Origin of the sequence: Riemerella columbipharyngis, from assembly GCF_900101995.1 — a bacterium.
Lineage (GTDB): Bacteria > Bacteroidota > Bacteroidia > Flavobacteriales > Weeksellaceae > Riemerella > Riemerella columbipharyngis.
In genome coordinates, this window is record NZ_FNAS01000007.1 from 16,367 (window position 1) to 36,885 (window position 20,519).

At 34.8% G+C, this 20,519-nt stretch carries 15 protein-coding genes; 10 read left to right on the forward strand and 5 right to left on the reverse strand.

Annotated features, from left to right (window positions below; translation table 11 throughout):
- Positions 1-15: 15 nt before the first annotated feature.
- The 3 genes from BLS89_RS05105 (at position 16) to rpsO (ending at position 2,623) form a co-directional block, all read left to right on the forward strand.
- Complete coding sequence (locus BLS89_RS05105; protein WP_092736414.1) at positions 16-642, forward strand: GLPGLI family protein; 627 nt, start codon at positions 16-18, stop codon at positions 640-642.
- Positions 643-763: 121 nt separating this feature from the next.
- Entirely contained in the window at positions 764-1,030 is a 267-nt protein-coding gene (locus BLS89_RS05110) for a hypothetical protein (protein ID WP_092736415.1), read from the forward strand.
- 1,323 nt (positions 1,031-2,353) lie between these two features.
- Entirely contained in the window at positions 2,354-2,623 is a 270-nt protein-coding gene (gene rpsO / locus BLS89_RS05120; RefSeq protein WP_092736417.1) for a 30S ribosomal protein S15, read from the forward strand.
- Between the two features lie 9 nt (positions 2,624-2,632).
- Here the strand turns inward: rpsO and BLS89_RS05125 are convergent, their stop codons facing one another.
- The 3 genes from BLS89_RS05125 to tsf all read right to left on the reverse strand — a co-directional run bounded on the left by BLS89_RS05125 (position 2,633) and on the right by tsf (position 6,471).
- Positions 2,633-3,652: a hypothetical protein gene (locus BLS89_RS05125; RefSeq protein WP_143017727.1), complete on the reverse strand. Its 1,020-nt coding sequence runs from the start codon at positions 3,650-3,652 to the stop codon at positions 2,633-2,635.
- A 196-nt stretch (positions 3,653-3,848) separates the two neighbouring features.
- Complete coding sequence (locus BLS89_RS05130; RefSeq protein WP_092736480.1) at positions 3,849-5,354, reverse strand: FMN-binding glutamate synthase family protein; 1,506 nt, start codon at positions 5,352-5,354, stop codon at positions 3,849-3,851.
- 148 nt (positions 5,355-5,502) lie between these two features.
- The gene (gene tsf / locus BLS89_RS05135; RefSeq protein ID WP_092736419.1) at positions 5,503-6,471 is read right to left on the reverse strand and encodes a translation elongation factor Ts; all 969 of its coding nucleotides are present in this window, start codon (positions 6,469-6,471) and stop codon (positions 5,503-5,505) included.
- Positions 6,472-6,627: 156 nt separating this feature from the next.
- Between tsf and BLS89_RS05140 the strand changes: the two genes are divergently transcribed.
- Positions 6,628-7,170: a DUF6759 domain-containing protein gene (locus BLS89_RS05140; RefSeq protein WP_092736420.1), complete on the forward strand. Its 543-nt coding sequence runs from the start codon at positions 6,628-6,630 to the stop codon at positions 7,168-7,170.
- A gap of 223 nt (positions 7,171-7,393) precedes the next feature.
- Here the strand turns inward: BLS89_RS05140 and BLS89_RS05145 are convergent, their stop codons facing one another.
- Complete coding sequence (locus BLS89_RS05145) at positions 7,394-8,107, reverse strand: GLPGLI family protein (protein ID WP_092736421.1); 714 nt, start codon at positions 8,105-8,107, stop codon at positions 7,394-7,396.
- Between the two features lie 1,067 nt (positions 8,108-9,174).
- Here BLS89_RS05145 and BLS89_RS05150 point away from each other — a divergent pair.
- The 4 genes from BLS89_RS05150 (at position 9,175) to BLS89_RS05165 (ending at position 15,448) form a co-directional block, all read left to right on the forward strand.
- On the forward strand, positions 9,175-9,984 hold the full coding sequence (locus BLS89_RS05150) for a hypothetical protein (RefSeq protein ID WP_176763252.1): 810 nt from the start codon (positions 9,175-9,177) through the stop codon (positions 9,982-9,984).
- Positions 9,985-10,383: 399 nt separating this feature from the next.
- Positions 10,384-12,066: a DUF6909 family protein gene (locus BLS89_RS05155; RefSeq protein WP_092736423.1), complete on the forward strand. Its 1,683-nt coding sequence runs from the start codon at positions 10,384-10,386 to the stop codon at positions 12,064-12,066.
- Between the two features lie 220 nt (positions 12,067-12,286).
- Positions 12,287-13,138 carry a BadF/BadG/BcrA/BcrD ATPase family protein gene (locus tag BLS89_RS05160; protein WP_092736424.1) on the forward strand — a complete coding sequence of 284 codons (852 nt, stop codon included), beginning with the start codon at positions 12,287-12,289 and terminating at the stop codon, positions 13,136-13,138.
- An 18-nt stretch (positions 13,139-13,156) separates the two neighbouring features.
- Positions 13,157-15,448 (forward strand): NADP-dependent malic enzyme, encoded by a 2,292-nt coding sequence (locus tag BLS89_RS05165; RefSeq protein WP_092736425.1) that lies wholly within the window; start codon positions 13,157-13,159, stop codon positions 15,446-15,448.
- A gap of 68 nt (positions 15,449-15,516) precedes the next feature.
- Here BLS89_RS05165 and BLS89_RS05170 read toward each other — a convergent pair whose 3' ends face one another.
- Positions 15,517-17,292 (reverse strand): AMP-dependent synthetase/ligase, encoded by a 1,776-nt coding sequence (locus BLS89_RS05170; RefSeq protein ID WP_092736426.1) that lies wholly within the window; start codon positions 17,290-17,292, stop codon positions 15,517-15,519.
- A 340-nt stretch (positions 17,293-17,632) separates the two neighbouring features.
- Between BLS89_RS05170 and BLS89_RS05175 the strand changes: the two genes are divergently transcribed.
- Together BLS89_RS05175 and BLS89_RS05180 are read left to right on the forward strand one after the other, a co-directional pair.
- Positions 17,633-19,939, forward strand: coding sequence for a TonB-dependent receptor plug domain-containing protein (locus BLS89_RS05175; protein WP_092736427.1), 2,307 nt, complete (start codon positions 17,633-17,635; stop codon positions 19,937-19,939).
- A gap of 82 nt (positions 19,940-20,021) precedes the next feature.
- Entirely contained in the window at positions 20,022-20,495 is a 474-nt protein-coding gene (locus BLS89_RS05180; protein ID WP_143017728.1) for a hypothetical protein, read from the forward strand.
- Positions 20,496-20,519 lie beyond the last annotated feature (24 nt).

The following is a 20,519-nucleotide window of genomic DNA, read 5'->3' on the forward strand; positions in this document are numbered from 1 at the left end:
AAGGCTTATCACGATATGATGGCAAATTTGTCTAATCCAGAACTTCAAAAAATAGATATAGATAAAATTTCCTCTAATTATATCATTACCAAAGATAAAGAAGGTGTGTTTCATCACCTTAGGATAGAACGTGATATGGTAAAGTACAAGGAAATAGATTTGCCAAAGTGGAGTATTCTAAATGAGTATAAGACTATAGACTCTATGCGTTGTCAAAAGGCGACAACCCATTACAGAGGGAGGGATTATGTTGCCTATTTTACCGAGAGCATTCCCATCCCCGAAGGTCCTTATAAATTCAAAAATCTTCCCGGTCTTGTTTTGGAGGTATATTCTACAGATGGGGATTATCATTTTGTGTTAGAAGGGATAAAAAAAGCGGATAATAAAATAGAGAATCCGCCAAGTCTATTGCTAAAAAATAGGGTGAGGTATTTGGAAGAAGTAAAGAAGTTTGCCGAAAATCCAAGCTATAAATATCAACAAGCAGACTTATCAAACGGTGATTTCAAGTATACGACAACCATCAACGGTAAGGTAGTAAGCGATACCGAAAAATATAAGCTGTTCAATGAGTTTGTTTGGAAGTTTATGAAAATACATAATAACCCCATAGAAAAAGACGACATATGGATAAGATAGTTGATAGATTTGTGTTTTTAGAATTTTGTTTCATTTCCTCCTTGTCTGCGTATTCACAAAGGAACATATACAATAATTAGTGGTGTTATAATTGGTTACCTATGCTATATCATAAGGCAAAATGGGCTTAATACAAGAAAGAGCTTTAGGAAGTTTAGGTGCGAGTGTATTTGGAGCTATAGCAGGAGACTGGGCAGGAAAAGCAGGTGGACAAACCTTTTTGGGAGCTTTATCTGGCGGTGTAGGTGCAGAAAGTGGTGGTAATTTCTGTGAAGGGGCTGTAGCAGGTAGTGTTGTGGTAGGGCTTAACTATGCGATGTACTCAATAGATGATAATGATGATGAATGGATGCTTACCAAAGACGGAAGGATAATAAAAAGGAGATAAAACAGATTATCTTTATGATGAGTTTACTTATGCACAAACAGTAGGAAGTAGGAATCCAATAGTTGTAGCAACTGTAAAATATAGTCGATTAGGAAGTGGTTATCACATTGTTGGAAAGGCAAGAGGTTTTGGATATAAGGCAGAAATAGGCTTTAAGGTAGGAGGGCATATAACCCAAGTTTTGAAATAATATTCCATTATCAGGTGGGATTACCTTAGCTAAGTTTGGATTAACTAGACTTTATAAATCTGTATATGGGGTTAAAGTTGGATTAAGAGGTTCTAAAATAATACTAAAATCTTCATACTTATTTTCGAGAACTCCGTTAAACAGATCAATGGGAATGAAACTTCTTACAATAATAGGAAAACTAACTAATAATTTAGGAATATTTTGGCATTGATTGGTGCTGGTTTTACAGCTTATGGAGGGTATAATTTCATCTATGAAAAATAATATTATAAGTATAAAAATGATGTTCTTATTTATTTTAGAAATAATTTTTTTTAAATGATGAATATTACCATAATAAATAATCCAAACTATTTAGGCAATGAGATACTTTGCTACTTGAAGATTTTTTTTAAAATTTGATATAAAATCAGACTATTTAGAAGTAGATAAGTATTTTAATTTCTTGCCTTTTTTTGTAGGGTGTTTGTGGAGTTGGATAATTTTTAATTTTCCGAAAAATAAACAAAAATATACTAATTATAACTGTAAGACATATGATAGAAGTGGCAAAACATAAAAAATGGTTTGTCCAGAATAATTTTAGTAATTTCCAATACCTAAGTTCAAATATAAAAAGCAGCAAATGAGACAGAAGCTTTATTTCTATTAAGAAGATTCTTAAAAAAAAGAGAGAAAAACAAAAAAAATCTTTCTCTTGTAAAGTAAAATGTTCAATCTTTATTTTCCAAACAAAAATAACAATGGGTCATTAACTTTAGCATAAAGATACGCATTAAATGCTTATTTGGAAGCTGAGTTTACCCTCATCAAAAGATTGCAAGAATTTTACTTTGCTCATTCATATTATTCTTGAGAAAGGAACCTTAGTGAATACAGTAATAAATGAGTCAGATAATACATTTCGAAATCATCAGGATTTAGTGCTTTTGATGATGAATATATCAAAAAAGTTTAATATAAAATTAACCAAAGACCAAGAAAAAAATTAAACTTTAAAACTCCGAAAAACCTTTTTTATCAATAGTCACATTGGTTGGTTGAATGTATCTTAGAAATATTTTGGGTAAATAGGATTAAATTTGTATATTTGCAAAATCATACATAATAATCATTAAAATAATATTGGAATGTATTTATCAAAAGAAAAGAAAGCAGAAATCTTCGCTAAACACGGAAAATCTGCGCAAGACACAGGAAGTGCAGAAGGGCAAATAGCCTTGTTCACTTACAGAATCAACCATCTATCTACTCACTTGAAGTCTAACCACAAGGACTTTGTCACAGAGAAATCTTTGGTGAAATTAGTAGGTAAAAGAAAAAGATTGTTAGATTATCTTAAAAATAAAGATATCGAAAGATATAGAGCGATTATCGCTGAATTAGGAATAAGAAAATAATAATCTACATCAAAAGGACCTTCCCAATCGAGAGGGTCTTTTTTTAATATTTAATTTGTCTATAAAATATATAATAAAATGTGGAATGGTAATAACTAAATAGTTTGCACCTTCCCACTCGGTGAAATTAAAATTTTGATGAATTAAATCTCCGATAGAAAAAGGAATTGTTACTATAGAAAAAGTAATAGCAATGATAAAATACCAGTTAACATTGGTGGTTATTAGCTTCTTGAATAAAAAATAATTAAATAAACAAAATCCTGTTATTCCTAATAAAAATCCATAATCTGATAGTAAATGCTTTCCTTTGAATAGCAGGTGTATTGGTTGGTAAAAATCATTAATCAAAAAATAATAAATATTAAAAAATAAACAGATTAAAAAACTGACTACGAACAAAACTATAGCATTTTTATAATTATAAGGTTTTAGAAGAATAAAAAATATTAAAGGAATAAAAAAGAAAACTATTCTAGATGTACTACAAATTCCCAATAATAAGCCTAAAATTATACTAATTGAAATGTTCGTTTTTTCTGTTAATACTTTATTGATTAAAATAGATAAAGAAGTGAAAGCTAAAGAAAATGGTAACATATCATGACCATTGAAAAAAAGTTCAAAAGCAATAACTGAACAGAATAAATAATAAGTAAATAGATTTGTTTTCAAATTCCCAAAAAATTTTCTGATAACCAAAAGAATAATAAGCAAATAGAAGGGGGAGAGTAAAAAATATAAATCAAAAATAGAAAAAGGAGCATTAAAAATAACCCACGCTGGTCCTGGGCTGATGGGGGTTTTGGCATCTATCATTAAATCATATAACTTCCCTGTGGACATTAGTGATTTTGAAGCCAAAATCATTGCATCATCTCCTGTGGAACCTTTGCCTATGTTTCTTCTAGCATCTATTATTGGATAAATATAAAAATTGAGTATAGACAATCCTCCTATAAAAATAATCCAAAAAGGGTAATTGAATATATTATAATATTTCTTTATATTTTTAAGTAAATAATACATAGAAATGTTTGCTAAAACCAGATATATGAAAAACAAGTGGTATATAGAAAATTTTATAAAAAACCTTAATGATGGCAATAAAATCAACAGATTAACCATCAAAAACATTAAGATGTATTCTTTTTTTTTCAGTACTGTTTCAGATATTATAAACATAACTATCTATACCAAGTTTTTGTTTTTTTTACGAAATTTTCTATCCTTCCATTTTTTCAAAATCATTAGGGAAATAACTGTCGGACAGACGCTCAAACTTATCTCCTCTCATAAACATAGAGGCATCTACTTCTTCGTAAGAGCTCCGTCCTGCTGCTGCAATCAGTTCGTTGCAAGTATGCAAAGTATTTCTGTGGAAGTAATAAACTCGCTCACTCTTATCCCTTACATCAAGTCCTTTGATGAGCATCTTATTCTGTGTAGCGACCCCTGTAGGGCATTCATTAGTATTACACCTAAGAGCTTGAATACATCCCAATGAGAACATAAACCCTCTTGCATTATTACACATATCCGCTCCCATAGCAATCGCCCTAAGGATATCCAATGCGGTAAGGACTTTTCCGCTGGCTATCACTCGGAGTTTATCTCTTAATCCGTAGTTTTTTAGAGTCTTATTGACAAAAATCAAAGCTGGCTCCAAAGGCATTCCCACACCATCTGAAAACTCCGGCGGTGCCGCTCCTGTTCCTCCTTCTGCACCATCTACGGTAATGAAATCCGGATAGATGTCCAATTCATTCATTTTTTCGCAAATCTCTTCAAATTCTTTGGTATTACCAATGCAAAGCTTAAACCCTACCGGCTTGCCTCCTGACAAATCTCTTAATTGTTTCACGAAATGTAAAAGCCCTTTGGCATCCGAGAACGCAGTGTGTCCTTGGGGCGAAAGTACCGTAGTCCCCGGTTTTACATGTCTGATGGCTGCGATTTCAGGGGTATTTTTAGCTGCCGGAAGTACCCCGCCGTGTCCCGGTTTTGCCCCTTGAGAGATTTTTATCTCCACCATTTTTACATTAGGCAAATTTGCATATTTTTTGAATAATTCAGGGTTAAAATTTCCTTCTTCATCTCTACAACCGAAGTATCCTGTCCCTATTTGCCAGCAGAGGTCTCCGCCCTGAAGGTGGTAAGGGGATATGCCTCCCTCTCCCGTATTGTGATAGAAGTTACCTTTTTTTGCACCTATATTTAGTGCAATCTGAGCTCTATTGCTCAGCGCTCCGAAACTCATTGCCGAAATATTCAGCCTCGAAGCATTGTAGGGCTGCTTACAATCTTTGCCGCCTACCCAGACTCTCGGTAATTCTTCCGATGGTTTTTTGGCATAGATGGAATGCTTTATCCCTTCATATTTTCTATTGTTAATTTCTAGCTGCGTTCCAAAGGCTACTGTATCACTAATATTTTTTGCCCTTCTATATACTGCCGAACGCTGGTTTCTTGGGAACGGTTTCCCGTCTGTTTCTCTTTCTATAAAATATTGCTGAATCTCGGGAGATATGGTCTCAAAGAAATAACGAAAATATCCGAGTAGAGGGAAGTTTCGGAGAATAGCGTGTTTCTTCTGGAAACAATTGTAAATTCCCACTGCATAGATAGCAGTCATCAAAATACTCAGTACATAGGTTTTTGACCAAAAATAAGCAATGAGCCAAAATGCGGCAACTATGGCTCCGCCTATCCATAAAAATTGTCTTCTCATTTTTTTTTCAATTTCTTCAGGCAAATTTAGTAAATATATTTCAGACCAGTTGTTTGCAAGAGCTTTTATCATTTATTTAGCTGTATGTAAAAATCATAAAAAAAGACCGCCCAAAAGGACAGTCTTCATTGTATATATAATAATTTTTCTATAAGCTCACTCTCTTGAATCCTACAATCTCAACGCCATCACCGAAAGATTTTACATATTCTGCTACAGTCTTGCTGTCATCTTTGATGAATTTTTGGTCAAGAAGTGCTTTTTCTTGGTCCAGAGTCGTATTGTCGCTGATGAATCTTTGGATTTTACCGGGAATAATTTTATCCCAAATCTGCTCCGGCTTACCTTCTGCTTTTAGTTCTGCTTTTGCATCTTCTTCTGCTTGTTTCAGAACCTCGTTGGTAATCTGTGCCATAGAGATATATTTAGGTACATTTTTCAAGGTTTTACCAAGACGCACAAGCTCTTCGTTTTCTTTTTGAATCACAGCAATACGCGCTTCTGTTTCGCTTGCAATATAGGCAGGGTCAAAATCTTTGTAAGAAAGCGTTTCTGCACCCATAGAAGCCACCTGCATAGAGATGTCTTTGGTTAATTCGGCAGCTTTGTCAAAATCTTTGGACAATGCCGTGATAGACGCAATTTTGTTTCCTACATGGATATACCCGCCAAGGTAAGGTCCGTCGATTCTTTCAAATGCACCGATTTCAATTTTTTCTCCGATAACTCCGGTCTGCTCGATAAGCTTATCCGCTACGCTCATTCCTTTGAAGTCAGAAGCTAAAAATTCTTCTTTAGTGGCATAGTTAAGTGCATGTGCAGCAAACTCGTGAGCCAATTCTACGAAAGCATCATTTTTTGCTACGAAATCTGTTTCGCAGTTTAGAGCGATGATAGCTCCCTTAGTATGGTCATCACTTACTTTTGCAATTACAGCTCCTTCCGAAGAGTCTCTATCAGCTCTTTTTGCTGCAATTTTTTGTCCTTTTTTTCTAAGGATTTCAATAGCTTTATCGAAATCTCCTTCTGCTTCTACTAAAGCTTTTTTGCAGTCCATCATTCCTGCACCTGTAGTGTTTCTTAGCTTCGCAACATCTGCGGCAACTGGTGTATACATAATTTTCTTTTTTGTTGTTATTGAAATTTAATACCTTACACGGCTTGAAATTTTGCCTCGGCAAAGATAATAATTTTAAGACAAACTAAAAAGCAAGTTTTGTCGTTATTCCATAAATAGTGGTTTATTTATCAATCATTTTAATATTTATAAATAATGAAAAGAGTTCTCGGTATATGCTTTTTATCGGCTTTTTTGTTTGGCTTTTCTCAATCAAAATATACTTTGGAGCAAGCTCTTGGGAGTAATGATATCAGGGTTGTGGCCAATTATATAAAATTTAATTCGAATAGTCCTAAAATAGACCAATTGAAAGCGCGACTATATTACCTCCTTAATCCTGCTGCTGCTTCAAACAAAGAAACGAAAGAGGTGAAAGAAAAAAATAGTACCACTAAAAATATCCTCTTCCGAAAGGATAAAACAGATCAAAAAACAGTGGCACTGCTCAACCACTTGTTTAGTAACGATCCTCATACGAAAGAGGTATATCTTAAAATCATCAACCAATCCCAATGCCCTATCGCAGTAAAAATATCGGGAATAAAAACCTACACGCTGCAAATCCCTGCAATGGGAAACAATTCACTACTCTTGGATAAAGGGGATTATACGCTCGTTTCAAAGCTATGCCACTCCAAATATCTATCTAAGAAAAGTCTAACGAGAGATATTCAGATTACCATTTCTGAGAATTAATTATAATAACTAGGATTTTTATAAATTTAGAGTTTGTTTGAAATTTCAAACAAACTCTAAATATTCAATTAAAACTTTCTTATTCTCCGATATCTTTTATTGAGCATAGGATTTCGACTTCCTATTAAAGACATAATACCAAAAAGCAAAGGAAAAAACATTGCTGTAAATAGTACTAATAATGACATTTCTTTAGGATTTCTATATTTCATAATATTCGATTTTAAAGAGTTAACATAAGGGGATCTACAAAGGATGCCGCCTCAAAGCCTTCGAAATTCGCATCTTCTTTCATTACTTTTCTAAGCTTCCCAAAAAGGAGGTCTTCTTTTTCTTTTGATTCTTTTTGAAACTTTATAAATTTTTCTTCGGAAACTTCTTTTCTATGTTTTGTATCCTCTACATTTATCAAAGTTTTATCATCTTTTTTAATTTCCGATAATGTGATAGTATATAGAGGCGTGTCTATTTTATAAATTAATCCCGGAAGATTTTTAAAAATAAAAGGACCATCACTCAAAGGAATATCCTTAATATAAAGTGCTTTCGCAAAAAGGTCTTTGTATTTTGTATGAGCTTCTCCAAGCTGAAAGTTGTTTTCTGTGATAGTATTATTCACTATATCCCAAGATTTTATAGATTTAAACGGAGATATTAAATAAAACTGCTTTTGATTGGAGTACAAAAATAATTTTTCGTTTCTTTTTAAAACGCAGTTTATTTTATGAATCTGTGCACTCAAACTATCTGGTATAAAATTATTCTTTTTAAGCAAATAAAAATCTGAATTTGAATCTTTAATATCTAATATATAGTTATATCGAGCTTTAGAATCTTTAAACAAAACATTATATTTTATCTCAAAATGCTGAGCATTTACAAAGCAAAAAAACATTAAGAAAATCAGCAATATAAAATTAGGTGTTTTTTTTAGCATAATTGGATATTAAAAAAAATTAAATAAAAGGCATACGCATCAAAACATATACCTTTTAATATTCTTTAACTTTTATTGCAGGGCATGATTATTATTATGAGCACAATAAGCTGCTGCAATAATCGTTAATTGAGTTTCGGAACCGCTTACATTATTAATAAGTAAAGTTACTTCATCGCTTACCATACTTTTCATCCGTGCAACAGTTTGATTAATACATTTAGTGGAAGGCCACGCCCAATTTGCATAAGATACAGACTGAGGATAATTTGAAATGGAAGGAACACTCACTTCAAAATTATCTTTTTGACATTTTTCACCATTGATAGCAAATGGAAACCTTTATTTAGCTCCAACTAATCCAACAAGACTTAAAGAAGCCGATAATAAAAGTTTTTTCATAATAAATTCAATCAAAAAGGTTTGGTTAGTTAATTTTGATGCCACAAAATTATAATTAAATTTTAATTGTGCAAGTGTTTTTTATTTTTTATCAAAAAAAATAAAAAACACTGATTAACAGTAAATTAATCCTTTTCCTTTTATTGAAACATTTATTTCAGACTATAATTAAAAAGAAAAAACTGTAGCCAAAATTTTTTATAAGAAATAAAAAGTGGGTAGATTTTTTCCAAAAACATTTCTTCAAATCAAACAATAAAATAGGGCCAATTAAATTTTGCTCTATCTTTGCACAAATTTTTTATTATGGCAAAATCAAGAGCAAGAGAAACAAAAGAAAAATAGAAGAATAAGTATTAAAAGGATGAGAAAAATAGAGCTGTATATAACTAAACTATCTCGAACAAGTAATGAATTTTTAATGTGTTTAGTATAACTTTTGCAACTCTTTTGTATAATAATTCCTTTTTTTTACTACCTTAGCTTCCGTAAGCTTGATTTGATGATCTATATTGCTAACTATTATTATCTGAAAAATACTATAAAACATTGAAAATTAGCTATATACAAAATAAAGGGGGGGTAGAAAACTTATAAAATCCTTACTACTAAGAATAGGTTTCGTAAGGCGTTGGTATCAAGCGAGGGCTTTAGGATTCCGCCCTTTGGGCAAAAAGTACCGCAAACAACCTGTTGAGCCTTGGGCTTTCATCAGAGTAAAAAATGAAATTATAACTATCGAAGCCTGTTTAAATAGTATTTTACCAGTTATTACAAAAGGTGTAATTGGCTACAATCCTTCGGATGACGGAACGGAAGAGTTTATTGAGGATTTTTGCAAGAAAAATCCCGGTTTTATTCCTTTTAAGTACGACCACGAAGTTTTGCAACCGAAAGACAAGCGATACCTGCATCTTGAATCTGTTCCCATAGAACAAAGATTAGATACTTATTATAACGCAGTGTTTGATAAAATTCCCAATGGCGAATGGTTTATCAAAATAGATTGCGATCATATTTATGATACTAAAAAATTGAGCAAGTTGATGTATCTTCCTGCTAATGACAACGATGTGATTTGTCTGCCATATTTGAATTTTCATTACGAAAAAAGAAGAGAAGGAAAGTTTTTGGCATTACTCAAACAAATACCTCTTAAACAGCACCGTGATCATTGGATTCTGAAAAAGACAGAGGAATTGAAATTTATTATAAAACATAATCCGGACTACAAAAATAAAGGAGATGATATTGCATGGGAGTGGCTGAGTGGGTATCAAAACCACAATCTAATGGATACTAATGTTATCTGTTGGCATTTCCCATTTTTGAAGTCTTATAGGCGTATTTTTCCCGAAATAATTTCTGTACAAGAGTACATTTCAATGATGAATAGTAGGGATAAATATCTTATTCCAAGAGATATGCTTAGTGAACAAAAAATATTGAACGAGGTGAAAAAGTTTAGATTATAAAATAAATAATTGGGATTTTATTAGAAAATAATTTTCTATTTCACCCCAATTGGTAGAATTAAATTTTAATGTAGATGAATTATAGGGACTAACATTCTATAGATATGTAAGGAGTAATTTAGGTTGGATTGTTTTAAGATAAAAACTAATACTATAGAATTAGTAATTTTACCATAGAGGTGATACCTCACACACTTGCTCAAATCCTTGAATGCTGCCCTGAATTTTCTTCTTGTCTTTTTTATTTTTTTACGAGTTGAAATTCAGACTTTTTTCAACTTAACTCGTGGTATGATTTTTTGGGGACATTAGATTTTTTTTCCAAAAAACATTTCCTCAAATCAAACAATAAAATAGAGCAAATTAAATTTTGCTCTATCTTTGCACAAATTTTTTATTATGGCAAAATCAAGAGCAAGAGAAACAACCGAAGCTATCGAAAGGCTATATATCACGATGAGACACCTTTTTTATAGAGGGTTTTTCAAACCGGGGGGGGTGTCTGGAAAGTCTCTTAGAAGCTTGCTTATGGTGATACAGCCGGAGATATATGGCTCTATGTCTATCCCGAATAAAGTAGAACTAAACGGGTTGCTCTATGTTCTGGATCGCCTTCCGGAGGGGATAGAAGAATGTGCCTTTGTACACCTTACTTCCGACGAAGGTTTTAGCAAAGCAAGCTTTGAACCTATTGTCCCTAAAAAAAGAAGAAGAAACTGCTATCGGATAGACCAGCACCAGATGAATATTGAGGTGCTGCTGGGGCGTTCTGAAATTTATGACATTCTTACCCACCTTACTTTTTTATACTTGGAGGCAGATAAGATCCGTAATATCGGTTTTGACCTTTCCAAAGATTGTACTCCACGCAGAACATGGACGATTATAGAAGAGGTGGCAAAAGGCGAGAAAAAATTTACACGCAAAGAAAAAGAAGTTGCTATTATACAGCTTTCTGCTTTGCTGGGAAGGACTTTTGAGGAAACGCTCGACGCCTACAAAAAATTCGGAGATGAGAAAAATCCAGACCGTTTATTCAAAATCATTTACCATCTGGGGATGGTGAGTCTAAGTGATTGGAAGGCAGAACGAGAGCGAGAGATATTCTTTAGTGCTATCCTAAAAGAGAGGGTAGGACATCATTTCTTTGGCGAAAAATGGGCAAATAAAGTAAAACAAGTCTTAGTAGAAAACAATCTGCACACCAGACCGCTCAATATTATCAGTGCCAATATGCACAGCGTGAAAAATATGCTCTATGCTAATGATGCATTAGGACTAAAATGTAAAAAAGAGGCAGATTACAAACTTTATGAAAAAATAAGTAACGATGCTTCTCTTAGAGAAAAAATATCTGCCTATGCCATAGAACAAGGAATGATATACATAAAGGATCAAAGTGGAAGTAATATAGATGTTCAGATTATTGACTTGAAAAATTTTGATTCTAAAAACACTCCTTTCTGTGAAAAGAAAATTAAACGCGAAGAGGTTATCATTGTCTTTGATTATGCCTTTGGAGAACAAGCGTTTGAAATAATGGATGAGCTATTGAAGCCTTTTGAAGTCAATGAAGAAAAGTTTAATATGATGGTACGCTCCATTTCCATTATGGGAAAAGCAGGAATCCTTACAGGGCAGAAAGGTGATATAATGATTCCTTCTTCTCATATTTTCGAGGGGATGGCGGACAATTATCCTTTTGAGAATGCTCTTTCATTAGAGGATTTCCAAGACGACGAACTCAAATCTTTTGAGGGGAGTATGATTACGGTTTTGGGAACTTCTTTGCAAAATAAGGATATTCTCTCATATTTTATGACTACTTCGTGGAAAGCGATTGGTTTAGAGATGGAAGGAGCTCACTACCAAAAAGCCATTCAGGTAGCTTCTAAAATCCGCCACCATATCAATCCTGATCTATTCTTGTGCTATGCCTATTATGCGTCTGATAATCCTCTTGAAACAGGAAGTACTCTATCCTCCGGAGGACTGGGGCTTACGGGGGTGAAACCCACTTACCTTATTACCCGCAGGATTTTAGAGAAAATATTTACTGATAGTTCTAATACGACCAATTGAATATAATAGATAATTGTTTAATTTTTAATTTACCAGTTTTCTTTAGATTTAATTAGTCGTGGAATAAAATTTGGGAATAAACTATAGAGATATTGTTTTCAGAGATAATAAAATCTACAAAATACTCGTTACTTTTCACAGGTTAATTTTTTCTTTCTTCGGAAAAGGATAATGTGATACGATTATTTTTATTAACTTAGCCAATTATAAATACGGCTCTATGATAGCAATAGTAGATGGTGGCTCTACAAAATGTGATTGGAAAATTTTAGATGAAAGTCATCGTATGATACTGCAAACGGAAACTATAGGGTTTAATCCTAATTCTATGGATGTCCGCATTATTGCCTCGGAAATAGCCAAGAATCAATGGTTGTCTAAACATCAAGATGATATCAGGCGATTGTTTTTTTATGGTGCCGGGTGTGGTATGCCGGAGAATGCCGCGATAGTGGCACAGCAGCTCAGAAATACTTTCGGAAATGCCGAAGTACAGGTAGAGGACGATCTTACAGCAGCAGTATATGCCGCATATAGAGGCAATCCTACTATTGTGTGCATATTGGGAACAGGGTCTAATTCTTGTTATTTTGACGGAAAAAATATTAAAAAAGAATTGCCGTCGCTCGGATTTCTTTTAGGAGATGAAGGAAGCGGATGTGCGATGGGCAAGCATCTGCTCAGAAGATTTTTTATGAAAAAACTGCCGTCGGACTTGCATCAGGAGTTTGAAGAAACCTATCACCCCATATTATCCGATACAATTAAAAAGTGCTATCATGATTCTCGTGCTAATGCTTATTTAGCAAGTTTCAATGAATTTATTGTTGAGAGAAAAAAACACCCATATTTCCAGAATATGGTGTTTGACGAGATTAAAAACTTTTTAGACTATCATGTCCTTCCCTACGAGGAAGCCCGGAGTGTAGAGATCAATTTTATAGGTTCTGTCAGCTATTTTTACAAAGATATCGTGATAGCAGCAGCAGCAGAGCTTAATCTAACTGTAGGAACTATTGTCCAAAAGCCAATAGAAAGCTTATTGGAATACCATAGAAAATATATTTTTTAACTATAATGATTGAATTTTATGCCAAGAAAGACAAACAGAGATGAAAAAAAATTCAAAAAGGCTGCGTTAGATTATCATAAAGCAGAGCCTAAGGGTAAAATAGAAGTTATACCATGCAAACCTCACTCATCTCAAAGGGATTTGAGTTTGGCTTATTCTCCTGGAGTGGCGGAGCCGTGTATGGAAATTTATACAGATCACGATAAAGCCTATGATTATACAGGGAAAGGAAATTTGGTGGCTGTAATATCCAACGGGACGGCGGTGCTAGGGTTGGGAGATATCGGTGCTACAGCTTCCAAGCCTGTTATGGAGGGTAAAGGTCTTTTGTTTAAGATTTTTGCAGATATCAATGTCTTTGATATTGAGATTAACGAAAAAGACCCTGAAAAATTTGTGGAAATCGTTAAGGCTATTGCACCTACTTTCGGGGGGATAAACTTAGAAGACATTAAAGCACCGGAAGCCTTCTATATAGAGAAGAGATTAAAAGAAGAGCTGGACATTCCTCTGATGCACGACGACCAGCACGGTACTGCCATTATCTCTGCGGCGGCATTGCTCAACGCTTTAGAGCTGGCAGGAAAAAAAATAGAAGATGTGAAGATGGTGGTAAATGGTGCCGGAGCAGCTGCAATCGCTTGTACGAAACTCTATATTGCATTTGGACTGAAAAAAGAGAACATCCTAATGTGTGATTCAAAAGGGGTCATTAACCATAAAAGAGAAAATCTTACACCAGAGAAATTAGAATTTGTAGCTCATACAGATTTAGAAACCTTAGCCGACGCACTTAAAGGTGCCGATGTATTTGTGGGCTTATCCAAAGGAAATGTGATGACAGCAGAGATGCTAAAAACAATGGCTGAAAATCCGGTGGTATTCGGGCTGGCTAATCCTATTCCGGAGATTGACTACAATCTGGCAATGAGTACTCGCGATGATGTGATAATGGCAACGGGGAGAAGCGATTTTCCTAATCAGGTAAATAATGTACTCGGGTTTCCGTATATCTTCCGAGGTGCTTTGGATGTTCAGGCGAAGGGAATAAACGAAGAGATGAAAAAGGCTGCCGTTCGTGCTATCGCAGATTTGGCAAAAGAGCCTGTTCCTGAAGCTGTTATATTAGCCTATAATTTGAAGGGGCTTAGTTTTGGCAAAGATTATTTTATCCCAAAACCTTTTGACAACAGACTGATTACCCGCGTGTCTATCGCAGTGGCAAAAGCTGCTATGGAGAGCGGAATTGCCGGTAAAACGATAGACAATTTTGAGGAATACGAAACTCATCTTTTGGATAGAATGGGACGAGATGAAAAGCTCATCCGTATGATGCAGAACCGTGCAAGATCCAATCCTAAAAAAGTAGCACTAGGAAATGCAGAGGAGTACAATGTACTGAAAGCAGCACAGATTCTGTATGAAGAAGGAATTGCTATTCCTATTCTTCTTGGAGAGAAAAAGTACATTAAGGAACAGATGAAAAAATTCGGCATCGAAATAGATGTGGAAATCGTGGACCCTAATAGTGATGAACAAGAGGAAAACAGAAGAAAATACCGTGAAACACTATGGAAACTTCGCAATAGAAAAGGTATCAACGAGTATAAAGCAAAACGATTCGTAAGACACAGAGATTACTTCGGTCCACTTATGCTGAAGCATGGTGATGTAGATGCTCTGATTGTTGGATTTTCAAAAAATTATTCATCTGTGCTGAAACCTGTTTTGGAAATTATAGAAAAGGAAAACGGTGTTAATAAAGTAGCCTCTATGATGATGGTAATGTCAGACAAAAAGCCGTTGTTCTTTGCGGATACTTCTATTAACAAAGACCCTTCGCCACAAGATTTGGTAGAGATAGCTAAAATGTCTGAATTTACGGTAAAATCTTTTGCGATAGAACCACGGATTGCAATGCTTTCTTATGAAAATTTCTCTTCGTACTCAGAGACTTCTAAAAAGGTAGCAGATGCCGTAGGCATACTTCATAAAAAATATCCTAATATGATTGTTGACGGCGAGATACAGCCGGATTTTGCTATGAGTGCCGAGAGTTTATCCGACTATCCATTTTCTAAATTAGGTACAACACCTGCCAATGTGTTTATTTTCCCTAATTTGGAATCTGCGAATATCTCTTATAAGATTATCAGAGGAATGAGGGTGGCACAGACCATAGGACCTATCCTTATGGGACTAAAACAGCCGGTACATGTACTACAAATGCGTTCCAGCGTAGATGAGATTGTAAACCTTGCAACTATAGCCGTCCTTGATGCTCAGCGTAAGGACACAAGAAAAGAATAAAGGTAATATATTTAATGATAAAAGGGAGCTTAATTTATAAGTTCCCTTTTTTATATTTTGAATCTTAGTTATTTATCTATATAGAGCTTGTCGTATAGGTCTATAAATTTTTCTTTTATTTTTTTTCTTTTTAATTTTAATGTAGGTGTAAGCAGGCCGTTTTCTATGCTCCAAATACAAGGAGTGAGTTCTATTTTTTTTATTTTTTCCCAATTACCCAAGTTTTCATTGAGTTTACTGATTTCTTTTTCTATCCTTGTTTTCAGCTCTACACTGCCAGCCATTTCTTGTGGGGTACTTCCTATATTGATGTGGTGGATCTCCGCCCATCTCTTGACAAAATCAAAATCCGGCTGGACTAAGGCACAAGGCATTTTTTCTCCTTCTCCTACGACCATTATTTGTTCGATAAACTTAGATGTTTTGGCTTGGTTTTCTATAATTTGAGGAGCTATGTATTTGCCGCCGGAAGTTTTGAACATTTCTTTTTTTCTATCAGTGATATGCAAAAAGCCGTCTTCGTCTATGTATCCTATGTCTCCTGTTTTGAAATAGCCATCTTCTGTAAAGGCTTCTTTGGTCTTCTCTTCGTCATTATAATACCCTTGTGTGATGGATGGTCCTTTTACTGTGATTTCTCCATCTTCTTGAATTTTAACACTAAGGTTGTTTATGGGAGTTCCTACACTTCCTATTTTCATTTTTTTGAAGCTATTAACGGCAATTACTGGAGAGGTTTCTGTCAATCCGTACCCTTCTATTATTCTGATGCCTGCATTCTGGAATATCTTGTTAAGCCGAGGAGAGAGGGCTGCCGCACCGGATATTAGAGTGGTTATATTCCCTCCCATAGCTTCTCTCCATTTTTTGAAAACAAGTCTGTCAGCGATAAATTCTTTTATACTGTTAGGATTGTTAATGTTTTCCTTTGATTCGGCTACACTTAGTGCCCACAGAAAAATTTTGGATTTTAGTCCTCCCGAGTTTATGCCTTTTTCATAGATTTTAGCATATACTTTTTCTATAAGTCTCGGGACTACTGTCATATAGTGAGGTTTTACCTCTTTCATATTGTCTCCCATTTTATCAATGCTCTCTGCGAAGTAAATGGATATTCCGTTATGAATATAAAAGTAAAAAAGCATTCTCTCAAAAACATGGCATATCGGGAGAAAACTGAGGCTTCGGATTTCTTTATAATCCAATCCTTTTTTATGAGGTATCCTGTCATTACATTCTATCACATTAGAAACGATGTTTTTGTGGGAAAGCATTACACCTTTAGGTTTTCCTGTGGTTCCGGAAGTGTATATGATAGTGGCAATGTCATCTTCTTTAATGCCTTTTTTTATGTCATCTACTTCGGATTGTGTTGTATCATCTTCGCCAAGGTCTAAAATTTCGTTCCAATTTCCTGCACCATTTACCTTGTCAAAGGTGAAAATGCCTACGAGAGACGGCACGCTTTCTTTTACTTTTACGATTTTTTTGTAGAGTTTTTCATCCGAAACAAAACAATATTTGATTTCAGCATTATTGAATATATAGATAAAATCCTCTATAGATATGGTAGGGTAGACGGGTACATCTATTACGCCTAGCTGCTGCATTCCTATATCCATTATTCCCCATTCGGTACGGTTGTTTGTAGAGATTAAACCTATTTTATCTCCGGGTTTTATTCCCATTTTGAGTAAACCTCTGGATATTTTATTAGCCATGTTTACCATCTCCAGCGTAGAAGTTTTCTTCCAATCCCCATCGTATTTAGTCGCTAAAATATCGTTTTTAGGATACTTTATAAGCGCCTGATCTAAAAAGTCGAATAATCTTGATATAGACATATTGTAAACGATATAATATATTAAACTCTGTAAAAATAATATTTATTTTTTAATTCAGAACTTTTGATAAATAAATTTTGTGGATTAAGGCATAGGCGTAAAGTTTTTTTATCGTGGGTAAACAATCATTTGACCTGAATAAAGCTAGCCGAATTAAAATAAAATAACTAAAATAATGAAATTCTTATTTTGTTTTTAGTGTCTATAAATCAGGTTTTTATAATTGTGTTTTGGTTTTATGTTTCTAAGTTATTAAACTTTTTCTCTTTTAGTTTTATAATTAAAAATAAATTGTTAGATTTGCCTAAGTTTTTTATTTGTCTAAGAAAATAACATTATAATGAAGCAAAAGTTACTATTGGCAGCCGTGTTGTGTACTGCAGTGGCAGCCGCCCAGAAAAAAGATTCTACGAGTATTAAGGGAAGTAGTATTGATGAAATTGTAATGACCGGTACGCTTAAGTCTGTAAAAAAATCTCAAAGCCCTGTGCCTGTAACCATCATACCTGCTCAGGTTTTACAAAAAAATTCGACCTCCAATGTTCTTGACGCCCTATACCAGGTAAACGGCATCAATCCGCAGGTAAACTGTAATATGTGCAATACTTCGGACATTGGCGTGAATGGTATGCCCGGTCCTTATACAATGGTATTGATAGACGGAATGCCTATTGTAAGCTCGCTCTCTACAGTGTATGGGTTTAGTGGTATTCCCAACACTATTATAGACCGCATAGAGTTGGTGAAAGGTCCAGCATCTTCTCTTTATGGTTCGGAGGCAATAGGAGGGGTCATTAACATTATTACAAAAAATGCAGATAAAGCACCAAAGTTTTTTGCCGATGTTAGAAACTCTACTTGGGGAGAATTTACCGGAAGCATAGGCTTTACCAGAAAAATAAATGACAATATCTCTACTCTGTTTACCGGAGACGGGTATTATTTCAATACGGAGAAAGATCAAGACCACGACGGTTTTATGGACAAAACTTTACAGAAAAGGATGTCTTTGTTCAACAAATGGGATTTTAAACAAAAATATGACAGGCATTCCAGCATCTATGCACGGTATTATTTGGAAAACCGCCACGGAGGAGAGCTAAACTGGAATCCTAACGACAGGCTTTTTGTGGATTTTCAAGATTATAATGACGATAAAAATTCTGCAGATTACAATGCAGATGCTGTTTTGCCTAACGGCTATACCATTTATAATGAAAAGTATGCCAAAGGTTTTCGTGTACCGAGAGGGCTTACCCCTAAAGAAATAGAAGAATGGAAAGCTATGGTAAGGCGTGTGAACTCCGGAGCCAAGTTTGCCGATGATATGAAATACCAAGAATCTATCTTTACTAAAAGACTGGAAATCGTAGGGAAATATAAGCTTCCGATAGAGGAAAATATCACCCTGCAAGGTTCCTATAATCAGCACGATCAAAACTCTGCCTACGGTGTAGAATTGTTTATGGCTCACCAAAAAACATTTTTCGGACAAGCTTATTGGAATAAAACTTTGGGTAATCATGACTTAATCTTAGGGACTACCTACCGCTATGTTTGGTTTAGTGATAATACCATTGCTTCCGATAATGGCAAAATTCCTTTTGTAACGAAAATGCCGGGTATATTCCTCCAAGATCTTTGGCATTTAAACGATAATGCTTCATTACTGTTAGGCTACCGTTTGGATTTTGACGATACAAAATCAGCGAACAGCAGCCACTCGAATGTCGTAAGTTCGCCTCGTATAGCTTTTAAGTATCGTACGCCGTGGAATGCCAATTTCAGAGCAAGTCTCGGGACAGGATATAGAATCGTCAATATATTCAGTGAAGACCATCGGGCTTTGAGCGGACAGTACAAATCTGAGTTTGGAGAAAAATTAAAACCGGAAAAATCCGTTAGCGGAAATTTAGATTACGAAGGACGGTGGGCTACCGAAGATTTTGGGCTTACGTATGATTTCGGAGCTTACTATACCAGATTTTCCAATAAAATATATCCTGTAAGAAATGATGCGAAAAGAACTCTCGTTTATTACAATGTAGATGGCGATGAATACGCAAGAAACATTGGAGCGTCATTAGATTTGGCTCTGAATTTTTCTTTCCCCCTAAGAATAACGGTAGGTGTGTCTTACAATCAAGCGCAATTGTTTGAATTTGAGCGAGATGATGATGGTAATAAGGTGGGGGATAAAGTAGAAGCTCAAGACTTTGAATTTTCACCAAGATGGATGGGTACCTACTCTGCAAGCTACGACTTTATAAAAAACTTAACCTTAGATCTCACCGGAAATTGGAGGGAATCTATGCTCTTGCCTACCCAGGGAACAGTAGATATACTCGATGGGCAAGGTAATAAAATAGGGAAAGAGACCGATCTCCGTCCGGAGCGTTCGCCATTATTTACTAAAGTAAATTTACAGCTTACGAAAAGATTTAGTGACGGGCTGGAGCTGTATGGCGGTGTTCAGAATTTATTTAACTATGTACCAAAACATTTGTTGGTAGCTACAAACGACCCTTTTGGAGATGTTCATAACTCTGATTCAGGTGGTGTAGGAGGCCTACAGTTTGATACAGAGTACAACTATACCGCTCAGCAGGGGCGTACAGCCTATATTGGATTTAGATTTAAGTTTTAGAATTAAATAGTTTTTTTTCAGTTTGAAGCGGCGGATATTCCAATGCTGCCGCTTCTCTTTTAATAAGGTTGAATTGATAAGGATGCTAAAATACGGAACGATACTTTTTACACTCTTAATGTTTCAATGGTGCTGTACGCAAGTGCCTTTGGATTCTTTAGACGGAATAATGAAAAGAGAGCCGAGATATATTCTGATGAATATCCGGAGTAAGAACTGTGTCTATTGTCTTATGCAGATGAAACGCTTGAATAAGGATAAAGACCTTATGAGACAGTTGAATGAAAATGTCTATTTTGTAGAATGGGAATTAGAGGCTCAGCCTGATTTTAGTTTTGGAGGAAGGCTTTTCAGTAAAAATAAAAGTGCCGGACGCTATCCCGGTGAAAAGTTTATCGATGTGTATTTACAGGAGGTAAAAGGCGAAATAGGCTATCCTCTTTGGTTTGTATTTGATAAAAACTACAACTTTATTTATCACTATTTCGGATTGTTACCCAATAAATCTATTATGGAAATGGTGGAAGTCTTGCTCCGTCAAGAGAATGAAAAATAATATTTTTCGGTATGTAGTAAAAGT

What these genes read in the sequence shown, in the direction of transcription:
- BLS89_RS05125 (WP_143017727.1), bottom strand. Translation starts at nt 3,652, where the DNA reads ATGTATTATTTACTTAAAAATATAAAGAAATATTATAATATATTCAAT.
- tsf (WP_092736419.1), bottom strand. Translation starts at nt 6,471, where the DNA reads ATGTATACACCAGTTGCCGCAGATGTTGCGAAGCTAAGAAACACTACA.
- BLS89_RS05140 (WP_092736420.1), top strand. Translation starts at nt 6,628, where the DNA reads ATGAAAAGAGTTCTCGGTATATGCTTTTTATCGGCTTTTTTGTTTGGC.
- BLS89_RS05180 (WP_143017728.1), top strand. Translation starts at nt 20,022, where the DNA reads ATGCTAAAATACGGAACGATACTTTTTACACTCTTAATGTTTCAATGG.
- BLS89_RS05175 (WP_092736427.1), top strand. Translation starts at nt 17,633, where the DNA reads ATGAAGCAAAAGTTACTATTGGCAGCCGTGTTGTGTACTGCAGTGGCA.
- BLS89_RS05145 (WP_092736421.1), bottom strand. Translation starts at nt 8,107, where the DNA reads ATGCTAAAAAAAACACCTAATTTTATATTGCTGATTTTCTTAATGTTT.
- BLS89_RS05110 (WP_092736415.1), top strand. Translation starts at nt 764, where the DNA reads ATGGGCTTAATACAAGAAAGAGCTTTAGGAAGTTTAGGTGCGAGTGTA.
- BLS89_RS05155 (WP_092736423.1), top strand. Translation starts at nt 10,384, where the DNA reads ATGGCAAAATCAAGAGCAAGAGAAACAACCGAAGCTATCGAAAGGCTA.
- BLS89_RS05165 (WP_092736425.1), top strand. Translation starts at nt 13,157, where the DNA reads ATGCCAAGAAAGACAAACAGAGATGAAAAAAAATTCAAAAAGGCTGCG.
- BLS89_RS05160 (WP_092736424.1), top strand. Translation starts at nt 12,287, where the DNA reads ATGATAGCAATAGTAGATGGTGGCTCTACAAAATGTGATTGGAAAATT.
- BLS89_RS05130 (WP_092736480.1), bottom strand. Translation starts at nt 5,354, where the DNA reads ATGAGAAGACAATTTTTATGGATAGGCGGAGCCATAGTTGCCGCATTT.
- BLS89_RS05170 (WP_092736426.1), bottom strand. Translation starts at nt 17,292, where the DNA reads ATGTCTATATCAAGATTATTCGACTTTTTAGATCAGGCGCTTATAAAG.
- rpsO (WP_092736417.1), top strand. Translation starts at nt 2,354, where the DNA reads ATGTATTTATCAAAAGAAAAGAAAGCAGAAATCTTCGCTAAACACGGA.
- BLS89_RS05105 (WP_092736414.1), top strand. Translation starts at nt 16, where the DNA reads ATGATGGCAAATTTGTCTAATCCAGAACTTCAAAAAATAGATATAGAT.